This is a genomic window from Mucilaginibacter gynuensis, from assembly GCF_039541195.1.
Lineage (GTDB): Bacteria > Bacteroidota > Bacteroidia > Sphingobacteriales > Sphingobacteriaceae > Mucilaginibacter > Mucilaginibacter gynuensis.
Map to the genome: position 1 here is coordinate 54579 of NZ_BAABFT010000014.1, position 18473 is coordinate 73051.

At 43.5% G+C, this 18473-nt stretch carries 14 protein-coding genes; 5 read left to right on the top strand and 9 right to left on the bottom strand.

Going from position 1 to position 18473, the window contains the following annotated elements:
- The first annotated feature begins 22 nt into the window (after positions 1-22).
- Entirely contained in the window at positions 23-3190 is a 3168-nt protein-coding gene (locus ABD894_RS21275; RefSeq protein ID WP_345213096.1) for an ATP-dependent helicase, read from the top strand.
- Positions 3191-3342: 152 nt separating this feature from the next.
- Here ABD894_RS21275 and ABD894_RS21280 read toward each other — a convergent pair whose 3' ends face one another.
- The 4 genes from ABD894_RS21280 to ABD894_RS21295 form a co-directional block, all read right to left on the bottom strand.
- Complete coding sequence (locus tag ABD894_RS21280) at positions 3343-5700, bottom strand: ABC transporter permease (protein WP_345213097.1); 2358 nt, start codon at positions 5698-5700, stop codon at positions 3343-3345.
- Between the two features lie 220 nt (positions 5701-5920).
- Positions 5921-6724, bottom strand: a complete 804-nt coding sequence (locus tag ABD894_RS21285) for an ABC transporter permease (protein WP_345213098.1) — start codon at positions 6722-6724, stop codon at positions 5921-5923.
- Positions 6725-6730: 6 nt separating this feature from the next.
- Positions 6731-7630, bottom strand: coding sequence for an ABC transporter ATP-binding protein (locus tag ABD894_RS21290; RefSeq protein WP_345213099.1), 900 nt, complete (start codon positions 7628-7630; stop codon positions 6731-6733).
- Entirely contained in the window at positions 7624-7782 is a 159-nt protein-coding gene (locus ABD894_RS21295) for a hypothetical protein (protein ID WP_345213100.1), read from the bottom strand. The genes ABD894_RS21290 and ABD894_RS21295 overlap by 7 nt, the downstream gene beginning before the upstream one ends.
- Positions 7783-8075: 293 nt before the next feature.
- Between ABD894_RS21295 and ABD894_RS21300 the strand changes: the two genes are divergently transcribed.
- Both ABD894_RS21300 and ABD894_RS21305 read left to right on the top strand, forming a co-directional pair.
- Entirely contained in the window at positions 8076-9086 is a 1011-nt protein-coding gene (locus ABD894_RS21300) for a sensor histidine kinase (RefSeq protein ID WP_345213101.1), read from the top strand.
- Positions 9087-9088: 2 nt separating this feature from the next.
- Positions 9089-9823 carry a LytR/AlgR family response regulator transcription factor gene (locus ABD894_RS21305; RefSeq protein WP_345213102.1) on the top strand — a complete coding sequence of 245 codons (735 nt, stop codon included), beginning with the start codon at positions 9089-9091 and terminating at the stop codon, positions 9821-9823.
- Positions 9824-10252: 429 nt separating this feature from the next.
- On the opposite strand, the gene recG is transcribed toward ABD894_RS21305, so the two are convergent.
- The 4 genes from recG to ABD894_RS21325 all read right to left on the bottom strand — a co-directional run bounded on the left by recG (position 10253) and on the right by ABD894_RS21325 (position 14329).
- Positions 10253-12355, bottom strand: a complete 2103-nt coding sequence (gene recG / locus ABD894_RS21310) for an ATP-dependent DNA helicase RecG (RefSeq protein ID WP_345213103.1) — start codon at positions 12353-12355, stop codon at positions 10253-10255.
- Positions 12356-12393: 38 nt separating this feature from the next.
- Positions 12394-12774, bottom strand: a complete 381-nt coding sequence (locus ABD894_RS21315) for a RidA family protein (RefSeq protein ID WP_345213104.1) — start codon at positions 12772-12774, stop codon at positions 12394-12396.
- On the bottom strand, positions 12771-12914 hold the full coding sequence (locus ABD894_RS21320; RefSeq protein ID WP_345213105.1) for a DUF6728 family protein: 144 nt from the start codon (positions 12912-12914) through the stop codon (positions 12771-12773). Before ABD894_RS21320 ends, ABD894_RS21315 begins: the two co-directional genes overlap by 4 nt.
- Positions 12915-12991: 77 nt before the next feature.
- Positions 12992-14329 carry an OmpA family protein gene (locus ABD894_RS21325; protein WP_345213106.1) on the bottom strand — a complete coding sequence of 446 codons (1338 nt, stop codon included), beginning with the start codon at positions 14327-14329 and terminating at the stop codon, positions 12992-12994.
- A 149-nt stretch (positions 14330-14478) separates the two neighbouring features.
- Between ABD894_RS21325 and ABD894_RS21330 the strand changes: the two genes are divergently transcribed.
- A complete protein-coding gene (locus tag ABD894_RS21330) occupies positions 14479-15765 on the top strand; it encodes an aminopeptidase P N-terminal domain-containing protein (RefSeq protein ID WP_345213107.1) in 1287 nt (428 codons plus the stop codon).
- A 75-nt stretch (positions 15766-15840) separates the two neighbouring features.
- On the opposite strand, the gene meaB is transcribed toward ABD894_RS21330, so the two are convergent.
- Entirely contained in the window at positions 15841-16743 is a 903-nt protein-coding gene (gene meaB / locus ABD894_RS21335; RefSeq protein WP_345213108.1) for a methylmalonyl Co-A mutase-associated GTPase MeaB, read from the bottom strand.
- Between the two features lie 645 nt (positions 16744-17388).
- Between meaB and ABD894_RS21340 the strand changes: the two genes are divergently transcribed.
- Positions 17389-18459 (top strand): glycosyltransferase family 4 protein, encoded by a 1071-nt coding sequence (locus ABD894_RS21340; RefSeq protein ID WP_345213109.1) that lies wholly within the window; start codon positions 17389-17391, stop codon positions 18457-18459.
- Positions 18460-18473: the final 14 nt, after the last annotated feature.

Here is an 18473-nt window from a genome sequence, read left to right on the forward strand (position 1 = left end):
AAAAGCGTAATTTTACGTTACCATGCAAAAACCAGCTCTTAATAAATATAACGATAAATTTCAGCAGGCATTAGCTTCATTAAACCCCGAACAGCTGGCCGCTGTTAATAAAATGGATGGCCCTGTGTTGGTAGTGGCCGGGCCGGGAACCGGTAAAACACAGATACTTGCCGCCCGGATAGGAAAGATACTTACCGAAACTGATGCCCGCCCCAACGAGATACTTTGCTTAACCTACACCGATGCCGGCGCGGTTGCCATGCGCAAGCGTTTGTTTGATTTTATTGGTCCGGATGCTTACCGCATTAATATATACACTTTCCACGCGTTTTGTAATGATATTATTCAGGAGAACCTGGAGTATTTTGGCAAGCATGATCTGGCGCCGTTATCTGATTTGGATTCTGTCATATTATTTAAAGGACTGATAGATGGTTTTCATAACGAGCATTTACTAAAGCGCTTCACCGGTGATATTTACTATGAGCAGGCACGGTTGAAAAAACTTTTCTCTACCATGAAAAGCGAGGGTTGGGATGCCGCGATGATACGAAACGCGGTGCACGAGTACATGGAAGATCTGCCCAATCGCGATCAGTACATTTACAAACGGGCTAATGCCAAAGCGGGGATCCAGGTTGGAGATGTAAAGCAAAAGGATATCGATAAGGTGCAGGAAGCCATGGATAAACTGCTGGCTGCCGTTGGCGAATATGAAGTTTATCAGGCTAAAATGAAAAATGAGGGTTGGTACGATTATGATGATATGATCATTTGGGTGCTAAAGGCCTTTCGTGATAATGAAGACCTATTGCGCCGTTACCAGGAACGTTACCAGTATATTTTGGTGGATGAGTTTCAGGATACCAGCGGATCGCAAAATGAATTGTTAAAGTTTCTGCTCAACTTTTGGGATACGCCGAACGTGTTTGTGGTGGGCGATGATGATCAATCTATCTACCGTTTCCAAGGTGCTAACATGCGTAATATATTGGATTTCGCTACCGATTATGTGGATACCCTGCACACGGTGATATTGAAAAGCAATTACCGTTCAAATCAGCATATACTGGATATGTCGAGGTTACTGATCGAAAACAATAACGAACGACTTACCGCACAGCTTAACCTCAATAAAAATCTTAGCGCGTCGCACCCTCGCTTTAGCGATGCGAGTATAGAACCGGTGATCAGTGAATATCCTAATCCCGATCAGGAAGTGGTGGACATTGCCAACCAGATTGTGCAACTGGTAACTAATGGTACGCCGCCCGCCGAAGTAGCCGTAATTTACCGCAACCATAACCAGGTTGAAGAGTTGCTGCATTACCTCGACCTGAAAAAGATAGCGGTTAATACCAAACGTAAGATTGATATACTCTCCCTGCCGTTCGGCGAAAAGATCATCAATATTTTACGTTACCTCGATATGGAGCTCGATTCGCCTTACAGCGGCGATGAGTTGCTTTTTGAGATAATGCACTATGATTTCTTCGACATAGCGCCTATTGAAATTGCCAAGGCGAGCATCGCGGTAGCAAAAGATAATTATGGCACGACGGCTAATAACGAAGCTAAAACATCCCTGCGCCGCTACCTTACCGAAATTCGGTCGCCAAAACAGCCGGGATTGTTTGATAATATGCAGAACGTAAGCATGAAAGAACTGATAGGCAATATTGAAGAATTGCTTAAAGGCTCGTTAAGTGTTACGCTGCAAAGCCTGTTTCAGCAGGTAGTTACCCGTTTGGGCATTTTACGCTATGTAATGCAGCAAACAGATAAAGGCTGGCACATGGAAGTGCTCACCAACCTGTTCGATTTTATAAAGGCCGAAAGCCGTAAAGATCCGGATATCAAGCTGGCCGATCTGATAAAAACCTTCGATCTGATGCTGAAAAACGGTATCCGGCTCGATCTTAACCAATACATCTATTCGGAAACGGGAGTGAACTTTCTTACCGCGCATGGCTCAAAAGGACTTGAATTTGAGCATGTGTTTTTAATTGGTTGCAACAAAAAAATATGGGATACCAAAGGGCGCAACAGCAGTTATAGCTACCCGGATACATTGATGCAGGCAGCGAATGACGAAGAAGCGCAAAAAGAAGAATCGCGCCGTTTGTTTTACGTAGCGCTTACGCGTGCTAAACAGCATCTGAACATATCGTACAGCAGCGAAGATAAAAAAGGAAAACCGCAGGAAGCCTCACAGTTTGTTGGCGAAATACTGGCCGCAACGGATGTACAGGTGAATTACCCTAAGCTGAGCAGTGATGACATGATGGCCTTTTACCTCACCCAGTTTAACGAGGCCGATAAACCTGTGGTGCAGCTGGTAGATAAAGAGTATGTGAACCGGTTGCTGCAAGGTTATACCCTATCGGTAACGCACCTGAGCAACTACCTTGATTGCCCGCTGAAGTTCTATTTTCAGAACCTGATCAGGGTGCCGTCGGGTAAAAGCCCATCGCTTACCTTTGGATCGGCGGTGCACGATGCCTTGCGACGCGCCTTTAAAAAGCTGAAGGAAAACAATGATGAGTTTGCGCCGGTAGAGGATTTTATGAAGGATTTCCGTGCGTTTATGTTCCGCAACCGCGACTCGTTCACTAAGGAAGAATTTAAGCTGCGTTTAGATTATGGCGATAAGATATTGCCAACTTACTACCAGCAAAATATAATCACTTGGAACAAGGTAACCCTTGTGGAGTTATCGGTACGTAATGTGGAAGTAGCAGGTGTGCCGATAAAAGGAAGCTTGGATAAGGTAGAGTTTCATGGTAAACAGGTGAGTGTGGTTGACTATAAAACGGGCAAGTACAAATACGCCAAAGATAAATTTCAGCCCGCCATACCCGATGATGAGGAACAAATCGGCGGCGATTACTGGCGACAAGGCGTATTCTATAAGATACTAATAGATAACGACCGTACCCGCGACTGGGAGGTGATCAGTACCGAATTCGACTTTATAGAGCCTGTAAACGAGGGCGAATACCGTAAAGAAAAAATATACATTACACCTACGGACGTGGCCGAGGTAACCAAACAAATTACCGCCACCTACAAAAAAATAATGAACCACGAATTTAACACCGGCTGCGGCAAGGAAGATTGCGAATGGTGCCGCTTTGTGCGCAGCAACTTTAAGCAACCGGGTGATATACTTACGGAAGATAACGAATAGGGTTTTCAGGTTCGAGGTTTCAGGATCGGGGTTTGAGTATGGATGGATTTAAGTGATTCCTGACACTTAAACCCATACCTAAAAAACAAAACTGATCCCTCGAACCCGGCCCCCGGAACCTGAAACCCCGATCCTCGAACCTGAAACCTAACTCATTCCGCTTTTATACTTTTAACCGGGTTTACCAGTGCCGCTTTTATGGCTTGCATGCTTACGGTAATTACGGCTATTAGTATAGCCACTAAGCCTGCTGCTGCAAAGGTGAACCAGTTAAGGCTGATGCGGTACTGATAGTTTTGCAGCCAGCTATGCATAGCCCACCAGCCAATAGGCGTGGCGATAACGATGGCAATGATCACCAGCACTACAAAATCTTTTGTAAGCAATTGCACCACGCTGCGCACGCTTGCTCCAAGTACCTTGCGGATACCTATTTCTTTGGCGCGGCTTTCGGCCATGTAGGCAGCTAACCCGAACAGACCCAAGCAGGATATAAATATGGTTAAGCCTGCAAAAATAGCGGCGAAGGTAGCGGTGCGCACCTCGTCGGTAAATTTGAGGGCGTATAGCTGATCTACAAATTTGTAGTTGAAAGGATAGGCCGGGTTATATTTTTTGAATACGCCGGTAGCCAGTGCCAAGTTTTTGGCCGTTGAATTATGATCGTTAAGGTGAATGAGTACATTATAGTTCCATGTTTTAGAGCCATGCACAATTATCGGATCGGTTTGGCCGTAAGGTGAGCCAATGATGAAATCTTTAAATACTCCTACAATAGTAAAAGCATCGCCGCCGTAATGCACTGTTTGGCCAACGGCATCCTTAAACTTCATGATTTTTTGGGCGGTTTCATTAATGATGATCGAGGCGGTATCGGTAGGATACTCGGCTACATCAATGTCCCGGCCTGCCAGTAGTTTTAGTCCGGCGGTTTTGATGAGGCCGCCTGTAGAGTTGAAGCGGTTCATGCTGATATCCGGCCCGCCGTCAGGTTTACCGGTCCACTGGTAGCCTGTAGATGAAGCGGCCTGTATGGTGAGCGAAAAACTTGTTTTAGCCACCGAAGTAGCAGCACCTGCGCTGATCAATTCATTTTTTATCAGGTCGAAATTTTTCCTGATATCACCCTCAATAGCTACATCAATCAAATTATTTTTAGCATACCCGTTGTCGCGCTCCTGCGCAAATTTAACCTGGTTGTAAACAATTATGGTTGATATTACCAGCACAATGGCCACTGTAAACTGTACCACTACCAATACTTTTCGAGGGGTAAATACGGTTTTGCCCTGCTGAAACGCGCCCTTCAGTACTTTAACCGGTTTAAACGACGACAAGAAGAAAGCAGGATAACTACCTGCCAGTAAGCCGGTAAATAATATAAAGGCGATAATCCCAATGATAAAGACAGGGTCGGTATAGTTGATGATTAACGATTCGCCGGTAAGTTTGTTGAATACAGGCAGGCAAAGTTGTACCAGCCATAAAGAAAACACACCTGCAATAAACGCAATCACGATAGATTCAGTTAGGAACTGTTTGATCAGCATCCCCTTGCCTGCACCAATCACCCGGCGAACGCCTACTTCTTTTGCCCGTTTTTCGCTTTGGGCGGTGCTTAGGTTCATGAAGTTGATGCAGGCTATTAACAGTATCAGGGCGGCTATAATGGCAACTAAGCGCACCACTTCTATGGCACCGCCTACGGCAATGCCATTCTCAAAACGCGAATACAAACGCCATTTGCTGAGCGGATGTAAAAAGGGTTCCATTTTAGCATCCTTGGCATTTTCTTTAATGAGGTTCTTTATTTTTTTGTTGAAAGCAGCTTCATTTACGCCCGGTTTAAGCTGCAAATAGGTTTGGTAATTACCGTTTTCCCAGCGTTGGTCCGAATAGTATCGCGCGCCTTTAGCTAACGATACCAGGTAATCGAAACTAAAAACGGAATTTTTAGGCACATCCTTCATTACCCCGGTAACCTTGTATACGCCTTTAACATCAAGGGTCACCATTTTATTCATCGGGTCTTCATCGCCGAAAAGTTTTTTTGCTAAACTTTGGCTGATCACTACACCGTCTACATCATCCAGCGCGTGTTCGGCATTGCCCGATATCAGCGGGAAACTGAACATGGTAAGGAAAGGCTTATCCACATCACGACCGTCGGCCTTAATGGCTTTATCACGATAGTTAAATAAGCGCTCTATGGGCCAGTACATGCGTGCAACATCCTTTACCTCCGGATATTTGGCCTTTAAAGCAGCTCCTATCGGGCTCGATGATATTTCGGAACTGTATAAAACGCCATCGCTGTCGTAGTTGGTCCATACCTTGTAAAGCGAATTTTTGTTGGCATGAAAATCATCATAACTCACCTGCTGTTTTATCCAGGTGAAGATGAGTATGGCACCGGCCATGCCCACGGCCAACCCGGCAATATTGATAAACGAAAAGCCCTTATTGCGCTGCAAATTGCGAAAGGCTATCTTAAGGTAATTTTTAAACATAGATTCAACTGTAACAGCAGTATAAATATAATATTTATGCCACTAATTTAATGTGCTGAATTGCAGTTAGTTGATGAATGGTTAAGCCATCTTAAATGTTCGGAAACGAACGGTTATTGTACGGGGATGAACAGGGAGTTGTGTTGTGAGTTGCAGGTTTGACAACTTTCAAAAAGTTGTCAAACCTAAATGTGCAAAGAGAGGATTTAGGTGAGGCCCTCTACTTCACACTCTTCTTCAGCAAAATAAAATATCCGCCTATAAATACTGCTACCGCTATTACCAGGCTTACATATACATCATCGGTAAGTATATTGATGATCAGTTTTGGTGAGGCTATGGCTGCTTTGGTGCGGGGCATCATGGTTTGCAGGGCAAGCATGGGGTGCGAGTAAGGGAACAGGTAGGCGTATTTCCATCCGGCGGCGCCCATTATTACACCGGCTATGGTGCCTACAAAGCCAATCCCCATAGGCTTTAAAAAATCGCTCCACAAAACACTGAATAGAAATTGTATGGAAAGGATGCCCAATGCCGACAGGAACAATTTAAAATACACCTGGAACAATGCCGACTCCATGTGGTACTCCGAAAATTTAAGTTCGGGTTTAAGCACACCCAGCAAATTGCCGAAACCTATGGTAAACACTGTAAACAGCAGCAGACACAAAAACACCAGGAAAAAGGCGTACAAATATTTGGCGGCGTAAACCGATAGTTTAGGTATGGGCAGGCTGAACAGCGTTTTCCACGTATCGGCCTTATGCTCGATACTGTTTACCGAGTAGGCTGTAAAAATTACGAATATAGGCAGCAAAAGAGTACCCATCACATTCAGTATAGCCCCCGAAAAACGGATCCACAGCAACATGCCGGGTGTATTGACCATCTTGTCGACACTGGTAAAAAAGCCAACAAATACCAGCAGACAAATTAACAGCGGCAAAATAATGGCGCACCAAAACCCCAAAGTTTTGCGGCTCTTATAAAACTCCGAACGGAACGATAGTATAAATCCTTTCATATTGGTTTAGGCTTCTTGAGTGATGGATAAAAACAACGCTTCGAGGTCTTTTTGTTGTTTGCCAATGGTGTAAACGGTATAACCGTTGCTGTTGAGCATGGCATTCACTTCGCCCATTTGCTGTTTGGAGGTATAGGGCAGGTAAATGGTAGTTTCGTTAACATCGTCAACCGTAATATGATTACGTTTCAGCAGGTTGGCCGCGTCAACGGTGTTATCGGTTTCTATGTATACTAATGGTTTGCTAAGGGTTTCAAGGTCTTTTATCGATCCCTGAAACAGAAGTTGCCCAAAGTTGATGATGCCTACGTGGGTAGCCATACGCTCAATTTCCGACAGGAGGTGGCTCGATATAAAAACGGTTTTATTATGCTGGGTAGTAAGGCGTATCAATAGTTCACGTATCTCGATAATGCCGTTAGGGTCCAGTCCGTTGGTGGGTTCATCTAAAATTAAAAGCTGCGGATCAGATAACAGCGCCAGCGCTATGCCTAGGCGTTGTTTCATCCCAAGCGAATACTGGCCTGCCTTTTTATTGGCTGCATTGGTAAGGTGCACCAGGGCAAGCATCTCATCAACCCGTTGGGTAGGTATTTGCAGCAGAAGGGCGCGGTTAAGCAGGTTCTCTTTACCGGTTAAATGTAGGTAAATGGCCGGCTGCTCAATAAGCGACCCTATTTGCGATAGTATTTTGGTACGGTTGCTTTGCAGCTCAAGCCCAAAAATGTTAATGCTGCCCTCCTGGGTTTTAAGCAGGTTGAGCAGCAGTTTAATGGTGGTGGTTTTTCCGGCGCCGTTTGGGCCTAAAAAGCCATATATACTTCCTTGCGGAACTTGAAGAGATAGTTGGTTGACAACCTTTTGGTCGCCAAAATTAAAGGTCAGGTTTTCGGTGCTGATTACCATACGTTCTCTTTGGTTACACCGGCAACGGTTTTAAATAAGCTAATGCCTTTGTAAAAAAGTGAAGTGGCTTGTTTGGCCTGTATGGTGGTACCTTTAATATCGTTTTGTTTTTGTTCGAACTGGTATGATACGCCTAACAATAAGGCAAACATAACAGGAGCTAATATTAGAACAAAAGGGTTTGAGTTTGTGAACAACTTTTTCATTGCGATTGATTTGATAGAACAAAGAAATACCAAAAAAACCGGGTGCTAAAAACATTTAGACCAACTGTAGTTATTTATAGATGAACCGCGGAATAGGGCTTTTCGCCTGTTCGTCGGTTAAAAAAGCCTGTTCATCGAAAATTAGTGCGCCTATATATAATATATAGGCCTGTAACCCCTTTAAAATATTACTTTAGATGCAATGAAAATATTATTTAAGTAGCAGCCGGGTATAATAAATGAAGAGATATTGGCAAATAATGTGGCATGTTTTAGTATGGGTGGGTATCATCTCGTTCTTCTTTTATTTTGCCAGTACCAACTCCAAACTTACATTAGAGCATCTGCTGGTTATTTTTGTAGTATTCGGCGGTATCAACATTGGTGTTTTTTACATTAATTATTTATGGCTGATACCTGCTTACCTGGATAAGAACCGCTATTTACGGTACATCCTCATGATGATAACTACAGCCATCATCATAGGCATAGGCAAGTATGGCGTAGGGCTCATATTTAAAAGTTATGTGCTGGTGCACGATGGCAAGGCGCTCTCTTTTTGGGAATACTTTAGCAGTACCTTATTCACCAGTTTGCTGTTTGTGTTTTTGAGCATAGTGCTCAAGTTTTCGGTAGATTGGTTTACTAATGAACGTGTACAGCGCGATTTGGAAACCCAGCGTTTAAGTGCCGAATTGTCTTTCCTGAAATCGCAGGTGAACCCGCATTTTTTGTTCAACTCGCTAAACAGTATTTATTCGCTGGCCTATCAAAAGTCGGAAACCACGCCCGAGGCCATCCTGAAACTATCAGAAATTATGCGCTATATGCTGTATGAAAGTAATGATAACAAGGTTGACCTGGAGAAAGAAATTCATTACCTGCAAAACTATATCGACCTGCAAAAAATACGTTTCGGGCATAAGGCCTTTATTGATTTTAAGGTGAACGGCAGTATCGATAACCAGCGGATTGCGCCTTTGCTGTTAATTTCGTTCATCGAGAATGCCTTTAAACATGGCGTGGCCAATGACCCTAATTCGCCCATTAAAATGCTTATTAATGTTGATAACGGGCATTTGAGTTTTTATATTGAAAATAAAAAGCACAACAATAACCGCGATGCATCGGGCGGTATTGGGTTAAATAATGTTAAAAGGAGGCTCAATCTTTTGTATCCTAAAAAATATAATTTAACTATACGTGACGAAGCCGATACATATATCTGTGAATTATCTTTAGTTTTATAACCATGATAAGGTGCCTTGTTGTTGATGATGAGCCTTTGGCCTTAAATATTTTGGAAGATTACATTTCAAAAATGCCTGCTTTGCAGCTGGTTAAGGCCACTACTAATCCTATTGAATCGCTTACGCTGGTGCAGGATGGCGGTATCGATCTCGTGTTTTTGGATGTGCAAATGCCCGAGCTTACCGGGATCCAGTTCCTCAAAATATCAAACGGAAAAGCCAAAGTGATACTTACCACCGCCTACCCCGAGTACGCGCTGGAAGGCTACGAACTCGACGTGGTTGATTACCTGCTTAAACCTATAGCGTTCGACAGGTTTTACAAAGCCGTACAAAAGGCGCAGGGCGTATTGCAGCCATCGGCCAAACCTGCCGCGCCCGAACCGGTACAACCACAGCAGCAACAACAGGATTTTTTGAACGATTTCATCTTTGTAAAAACCGAACATAAAATACAAAAGGTATACCTTAAAGACATCCTGTTTATTGAGGGCCTGAAAGATTATATCTCCATTTTTACTACCGCGGAGCGTATTATCACCCTCCAGAACATGAAGAAAATGGAGGATGCCCTGCCCGAAAAATACTTTATCAGGGTACACCGTTCCTACATCGTATCACTCAACAAGATCGACAGCATAGAACGCAGCCGCATCTTCATCGGCGACAAGATTATACCAGTAGGCGACACCTACCGCGACGATTTCTTCCGGATAGTTGACGAGAAAAACGTGTAACCCCCCTGCCCCCTAAAGGGGGAGTTTTTTGACGTGCAAGATTCTTACCAATTCGTTCACTTGGATGTATCCACCTGACGCAGCTACTGTCAGCAAACAGCTTCGGGTGAAAGCGGGCAGAACTGTGATGGCCATGAGCGCAAAGGCGGCATAGTGAACTTGTTGCATGTGGGATGGAATAGCGCGGTGGGGCAAAAGTTCCAGCCCGAAGTTCTGACCGATTTGCAGGGTAATGGTCTGTGCGGCAAAGAAGCCTTTTGCTGGACAAGGGTTTTGTTACTTTTGCCCTCAAAAGTAATGGGGCACTGCGCCCAAGAGCAGGCTAACGTTAATCACAGCACAAGCATAGCCTAAGTAGAAATTGCTTCATTCTTCGCAATGACGTGATTTATAGAAAGCTTGTGACAAGCCGGAAAACCAAGTCTAAATTTAGCTGATCTTATCCCAGCTCAAACCACTATTTTTAGTTTGGGTTGCCTGGTGCAATATCTGATGCTCGGGCTGACTAAGCTGCGGGTCTTTTTCGAAGATTTCTTCTACGCATTTGCGTACCAGTATCAACAGCTCCTGATCGGTGGCAATGTTGGCCACTTTAAGATCGAGCACGCCACTTTGCTGGGTGCCTTCAATATTGCCCGGCCCACGCAGTTGCAGGTCAATCTCGGAGATCTCAAAGCCATTGTTAGTCTTTACCATGGTGTTGAGCCTGATGCGGCCATCATTACTCAACTTCTGGCTGCTCATTAATATACAAAACGACTGTTCGGCACCCCGACCTACACGGCCACGTAACTGGTGCAATTGCGAAAGACCGAACCGCTCGGCGTTTTCAATGATCATAACGGAGGCATTGGGTACATTTACCCCTACCTCAATTACAGTGGTGGCTACCATTATCTGCGTTTCGCCTTTTATAAAGCGTTGCATTTCAAATTCTTTTTCGGCAGCTTTTAGTTTACCATGCACAATACTGATGCGGAACTCCGGCAACGGAAATTCCCTCGACATCACCTCTATCCCATCCTCCAGATTTTTCAGATCAAGCTTTTCGCTTTCCTGTATCAACGGGTACACTACGTATACCTGCCGGCCTTTGGCTATTTCCTGCTTCATAAAGCCGAACATCCGCAAGCGGTGCGACTCGTAATAATGCAGCGTTTCGATAGGTTTACGCCCGGCGGGCAGCTCGTCAATTACCGAAACATCCAAATCGCCATATAATGTCATGGCGAGGGTACGCGGGATGGGTGTGGCCGTCATTACCAGTACATGCGGCGGTACAACATTCTTTCGCCACAGTTTGGCACGCTGTTCTACCCCAAAACGGTGCTGCTCATCTATCACCACCATGCCCAGGTTTTTGTATTGCACGGCATCTTCTATCAGTGCATGGGTGCCTATAAGTATTTTGAGTTCGCCGTTTTCCAATTTTTCGTGGAGTATGCGGCGTTCCTTTTTAGGGGTCGATCCGGTGAGCAGGGCGGTTTCTACAAAGCCATCACCCACCAAACTTTTTATGGTTTGATAATGCTGTGTAGCCAATATCTCAGTTGGTGCCATAATGCAGGTTTGAAAACCATTATCAATAGCTATAAGCATACTCATTAGCGCTACTACGGTTTTACCACTACCTACATCCCCCTGCAATAAGCGGTTCATTTGAACGCCGCGTTGAGTATCAATCCTGATCTCTTTCAGTACCCGCTTTTGGGCATTGGTAAGCGGGAAGGGTAATTTATCGTGATAGAAATTATTAAAGCACGGCCCTACCTTATCAAATACATTACCCTTAAATTTATGCGTACGGTAAATCTTATTCTTTAACAGTTTATACTGCAAAAAGAAAAGCTCTTCAAATTTCAACCTGTTACGGGCTTCGTTCAACTTAGCGGCATCATCGGGAAAGTGGATATTTCGGTAAGCATCCTGCCGGTTCATTAGCCTGTACCTATTGAGTATGTAGGCGGGCAGGTTTTCGTGAATATCTTTAGCATGCTGCTCCAACAACACGCCGATCAGTTTTTGCAGCCCTTTGGTATCTAACTGAAAACTCTTTAGCTTTTCGGTGCTGTTGTAAGCCGGTTGCAAGGTCATGTTGCCTTTACGGCGCATCGCCTCGGGCGAATACATTTCCATCTCCGGGTGCGACATTTGCGCCTTGCCATTGAACGAGCCCGGTTTCCCGAAAATGATATAGGCCTTACCTATATGCAGGTTCTTCTCTACCCAGTTGATCCCTTGAAACCATACCAGTTCCATTATGCCGGTATCGTCCTGCGCCTGTATCACCAGGCGCTTGCTGCGCTTATCGCCAATAATTTCTTTATGGGTTAAACGCGCCAAAACCTGCACGTAGGGCAGGTCGGGCTCAATATTTTTTACTTTGTAAAATTGGGTGCGGTCAATATACTTAAAAGGAAAGTGCCGCAACAGATCTTCGGCATTATGGATGCCCAGTTCTTTTTTTAAAACCTCTGCACGGCTGAGGCCTACACCTTTTAAATATTCAATTGGTGTTTGAAACGGATTCAATGCAGATGGTTATAATTTTATAGTACTATATAATTCAGTTAAGCAACAATGGCTGTAACAGTAATTTCAACATTCACATTTTTGGGCAAACCTGCTACCTGCACGGTTTCGCGCGCCGGGAAATTATCCGAAAAATAGCTACCATATACTTCGTTCACCTGCGCGAAGTTGCCCATATCCAACAAAAAGATACTGGTTTTTACCACATGGCTAAAGTTAAGACCTGCTTCGGTTAATATAGCGCTGATGTTCTCCATTACCTGTTTGGTTTCGGTTTTAATATCATCAAGCACCAATTCGCCGCTTACAGGGTTAATGGCTACCTGGCCCGATACAAATAATAAACCGCCTGCTTTTACCGATTGGCTGTAAGGCCCTATTGGCGCAGGGGCATTGGTAGTGTTAATTATAGTTTTCATTTTTTAAGTATAAACCAGTCTATCAATTTCCATATAATACCACCCAAAAACATAATAATAGCCGTTGCATTAATAATATGCATCACCTTTAAATTAAAGTTGGTTGGCCTGTTCGGATCTTTTTTGCGGAAAAAGTACATGCTGCAAAATTAATAAAAAAAAGAAGGCTCCGGGTTATCCGGAGCCTTCCAATATCTCAATTGATATTATTTTTTAATTACTTGCTGAAAGAAACACGACGGTTTAATACACGTCCTTCTTCTGTAGAGTTATCAGCAATTGGGTTAGTTTCACCGTAACCTTTTACTTTCAGTTTTTTAGCTTCAACACCTGAGTTAACTAAGTAAGTTTTTACTGAGTTAGCACGATCTTTAGATAAAGAAAGGTTGTGAGCAGCAGTACCTTCTGATGAAGCGTAACCTTTAACAGTTACAGTAGCACCAGTTGAACGTAAGTCAGCTGAAGTAGCATCAAGAGCTGGGTAAGAAGAAGTTCTTAATACTGAGCTGTCAAATTCAAACTGAATGTTTGAGTAAGCAACACCAACTGAATCTTCTTTAGCAGGAGCAGGGAATACGATAGCGCAACCAGCACCGTCAACAACTGTACCAGCCGGAGTGTTAGGGCATTTGTCAAATTGATCAGATACACCGTCACCGTCTGAATCTTTTTTCAGGTCGCTAACAGCAGTTTCAACTGCAGATACACGGCCTTTTAAAGCTTCAACTTCTTGACGAAGAGCTGCATCATACAACTCATCATACATTAAGGCAACTGGGTTAACCCAATCCAGGTTCGGTTTTGATTTTGAACCTAAAGTGAACTCTAAACCAGCATAACCGTAAGAGTATCTGTCTTTAGTAGGATATCCTCTTTTGAAACCGTCAAAGTTATCACCATCAACAAAGTTGATTGTGTAACCTAAGTTTAAGGCAGTAACATCAGATAATCTGAATTTAACACCAACACCTACAGGGATGATCAGCTCTCTTGCGTATTTTTTATCGCCGCTGTCGCCATAAGTACCTTTGAAATCAACACCGTCAACTTTAGCAGCATACATTGCTAAACCAGCACCTGCAGTACCGAAGAAGTTGATTGAGTTTTTACGGTGTAAGAAATCGATGCTACCAATGTTAACAACACCGCTCAAAGTTCCAGACCAGAACTCAGTTTCGAATTGTTTAGCTGAGTAAACCGGATCGTTAGGATCTAAATTGTTGTTGTTACCACCAACTTTACCACCGTGTAAGTCTAATTGTAAACCAAACACGTGTGAAAGTTGCTCTCTGAAAGAGATACCGTAGCCTAATTTGATGTCAGCTTTAAGGAAGTCATTGCTGCCGCCTAATGCAGTAAGTGGAGAAGTAACACCACCGTTAACACCAATGCTAAATTTTCTGTACTGGCCAGCACCGCCAAACAATTTGGGAGTAGTAGCTTCAGTCGAAGTTGCTGTCGAGGTTGAATCCGTAGTTTGCGCAGAAACTGCACCAGCTACCATCAAAGAAGCAAAGGATAATGCGACTGTTTTCTTTAATGTAGAATAATTCATAGTTTTAAGATTAAACGATTTTAATTGTGATTTTTTTCAAAAATACTAATTATGTTTGAAACGATAACCAAATTTTGTTCCAAAAATTATAATGGTTAACGCAAATACCACAAAATAGTTTTTTTCTTACAACTAAATATCTCCCCCCGATGAAATATCTACCTGTTGATAATGAATTATTTATAATTAATAGAAAAAATTTCGTTTCACGATTAAAGCCACTCTCTATAGCTATATTCCACTCCAATGACGAATATCCACGCAGTGGCGACCAGGCTTTCATTTTTAAGCAAAATCCCGACTTTTTTTATTTATCGGGGATAGATCAGGAGCAAAGTATACTGCTTTTGTTCCCTGATTGTCCTAATATGCAATACAGAGAAGTACTATTTTTAAGACAGACCAGTGAGCACATAGCCATTTGGGAAGGACACAAATATACCAAGGAGGAAGCGCGCGCGGCATCGGGCATTGAAGCGATATATTGGCTGAGCGATATTAATGCGATATTACATAGTATTATTAATTATGCCGAACATATTTATATAAATACAAACGAAAACGACCGTTACGTACACGAGGTTCCGTACCGCGACCTGCGCATGTACAACGATTTAAAAGCAAAGTACCCGTTACATCACTATGAACGATCGGCATTAATACTGCGCGATCTGCGCCCGGTAAAATCGGCTGCTGAAATAGCCCTTACCAAAAAAGCCTGCGAAATTACCCGCGACGCTTTTACGCGTGTGCTTAAATTTACCAAGCCCGGCGTTACCGAATATGAGATAGAAGCCGAGATCATCCACGAGTTTATAAAACAACGTTCTACCGGCCATGCTTACAGCCCTATCATCGCATCGGGTAAAAACGCAATTGTGTTACATTATACCGATAATAACCAGGTTTGTAAAGATGGCGACGTAATACTGTTTGATTTTGGCGCCGAATACGGAAATTACAATGCCGATATGAGCCGGTCTATCCCGGTGAGCGGCAAGTTTACTCCTCGCCAACGCGATGTTTATAACGCGGTGTTAAGGGTAATGCGTGCCGCAACCAAACTATTAGTAGCCGGTACCATCTGGAATGAATACCACGAGGAAGTGGGCCGCATCATGACAGATGAACTGATCGGCCTTGGTTTGTTGAAGAAACACGAAGTAGAAAAGCAGGATCCAAAGATGCCTTTATATAAGAGATACTTTATGCACGGCACCTCGCACCACCTGGGTTTGGATGTGCATGATTACGCCAGCAGGTACAAAGCCTTTGAACCGGGCAACATCCTTACCTGCGAACCGGGTATCTACATTCCCGAAGAAGGCCTTGGCATTCGTATAGAGAACAATATCCTCATCACCACCGATGGCAACATCGACCTGATGGCAGATATACCTGTTGAAGCAGAGCATATTGAGGAGATAATGAATTAACCAATAACCCCTCCCGTCCCCTGAAGGGGATGCTAATAATCAATATTGGTATCATGCACTTCAAAAACTCCCCCTTCAGGGGGCTGGGGGGTATTCATCTACAAAAGCGTACAAATTAAAACCATCTTCGGTTAAAGCCGCTGTTAACTGTTGATGAAGTTGTTGCTTGTTAATATGCTGCATCCGCTTCTGCTGTATCAGCCTGTAGGCTTTTTCAGACAAGAGCATACTCTTTCGATTATTACCAGATTTTTTCGAGGCGATAATAAACTCAGCTACCTCATCTATCCCCACATTTTGCGAAGCGATGGTTTTGATAACGGGAATTTCGGTTGCCTTGCTTTGGTGTACTATTTTGCGGAGGTTGTTGGCGAAAAGGTCGGCATCGGCACGGTCGGCTTTGTTGATGATAAAGGCATCGGCTATTTCCATCAGTCCCGATTTAATATTTTGAATTTCATCACCTGCTTCGGGCACCAGCACCACCAGCGTAACATCGGCCAAACCGGCTATCTCCACTTCCGATTGCCCTACCCCTACTGTTTCTACAATAATATGATCGAAACCGGCGGAGCGTAAAATATCCGTCATTTCAATGGTTTTGGCAGACAGGCCGCCAAGCGAACCACGCGTAGCCAGCGAACGAATAAACACATCCGGATGATTAAAATGAGAAGCCATGCGGATCCTGTCACCTAATAAGGACCCGAAGTTAAACGGTGAAGTAGGGTCTATAGCCAATACAGCCACCTTACTGCCCTGCTGCAATAGGTTATTGATAATGGCATTTACCAGCGTGCTCTTGCCCGCTCCCGGTGGCCCGGTGATACCTATTATAGTAGTGTCTTTTTTAAACTGTAAGCTTTTAAGTAATTCATCGGCCCCGGCCAGGCTATTCTCAACAATAGTTAAAGCACGTGCCACTTGTCTGAAATCGGAACTGTCAATTACCGGCGAATGATGCTTTGTTGCGGCCACGTTTTAAAAATGAATGATAAAAGGAACGGCGCAAGAATCTTTACGGTGTCTTTTTAACCAAGCTTCAGGCTAAAAATAAACGTACACTGACCAACAAACGCCATTAAGTACACAAATTTCAAGAAAAATAACGAGAAGACCCGCAGCCCATAATCTAAAAATCGCTCATTAACGCCTTTGTCCCTAAGATTATCGAACATTCGCATACCAAAAAAGGTAAAGAACAAATAAGAAAAAACAGGAAAGAACAGGAAGAAGATGAGCGGTTGAAAATCTTTAGCCCGTATAGGCATATTCACATTCAATATACCATTATGTAATAACACAATAATAACGAATGCGATGGTAAAGGATATAAATACCGCTTTTGATACTTTACCTGTATTATTTAGTTTGGAGTAGATGATAAAATTCGCGATAGCAAAAAATAAAATATAGATAAGCTTTATAAGCATTATAGCAGGGTTTCATCAAAGATAAATTTTTAGTCCATAATATATTTACTGTGCAAAATTCTGTTAACAAATTGGGTAATATAGCGTAAAGTGTACATTACCTTATGCCTTTAAACACATAGCTATTTTAACATAACGCATCGGCATAAATATTTTTTTGCCCTATTATTGCATAATTATATAGTTTAATATGGCGCAAAAGCCCAAAGTACTGCTCACGTTCGATTCCATGAAATACCCTAACTCGGGTTTCTTTTACTTTGGTAAAAGCCTGGGCGATGCCTTGCTGGAACAAAACCACGATCAGTTCGATCTTACCTATTACCTGCATAAACGCGCATCGTACCAGTTTGATGGCAAGGTGAAGGTGCAGTACCTATCTAAACTGCATAAGCTATATTACCCGCAGCGCAACAATTACGCTCTGTTTCACTTTACCGATCAGTATTGCCGCCTGCACCCGCAACGCACCGGGGGTAAAAAGATACTTACCATTCACGATATTAACCCGGTTCACGAAAAAACCAAGTCGGCGGCTAAAATAAACAAGCACCTTAATAAGCTGCGCAGGTATATTAAACTGTGTAATAAGGTGGTTACCATATCAAACTTTGTGGCGCAGGATATTATCAGTTACATACCCGAAGCCGCCGAAAAGATACAGGTGATTTATAACGGGGCCGACAGGTTAACAGTTAAACCCGGCCATACTCCCGCATACATACCTCAGCGTAAGTTTTTATTTACGATAGGGCATGTATCAGCCAAAAAGAATTTTCATGTACTGCCCGCGTTGCTGCACAATAACGATCTGGAATTGGTGATAGCCGGGATTGAAACCCCTTATAAGGATAAGATAATGGCCGAGGCCGCTAAATATAATTGCACCGACAGGGTGATTATTACCGGCCCTGTTAGCGATGATGACAAGGCCTGGTATTATCAGCAATGCGAGGCTTTCGTATTTCCGTCTATTGCCGAGGGGTTTGGTTTGCCGGTTATTGAAGCCATGCACTTTGGGAAGCCGGTGTTTTTATCAACCCATACCTCACTGCCCGAAATTGGGGGCGACGCGGCATGGTATTTTGAGAGTTTTGACGCAGATGCCATGCAGGCTGTATATAATAAAGGTATGGCCGAATACAACAGAGCCGACCTTACCCCGAAAATAATAGCCCATGCCAACCGGTTCGACTGGAAGGAAACCGCCCGGCAGTACTTACAGTTGTATGCCGATTGCCTGGCCGGTATTATTAAATAATTAAGCTTAATTTG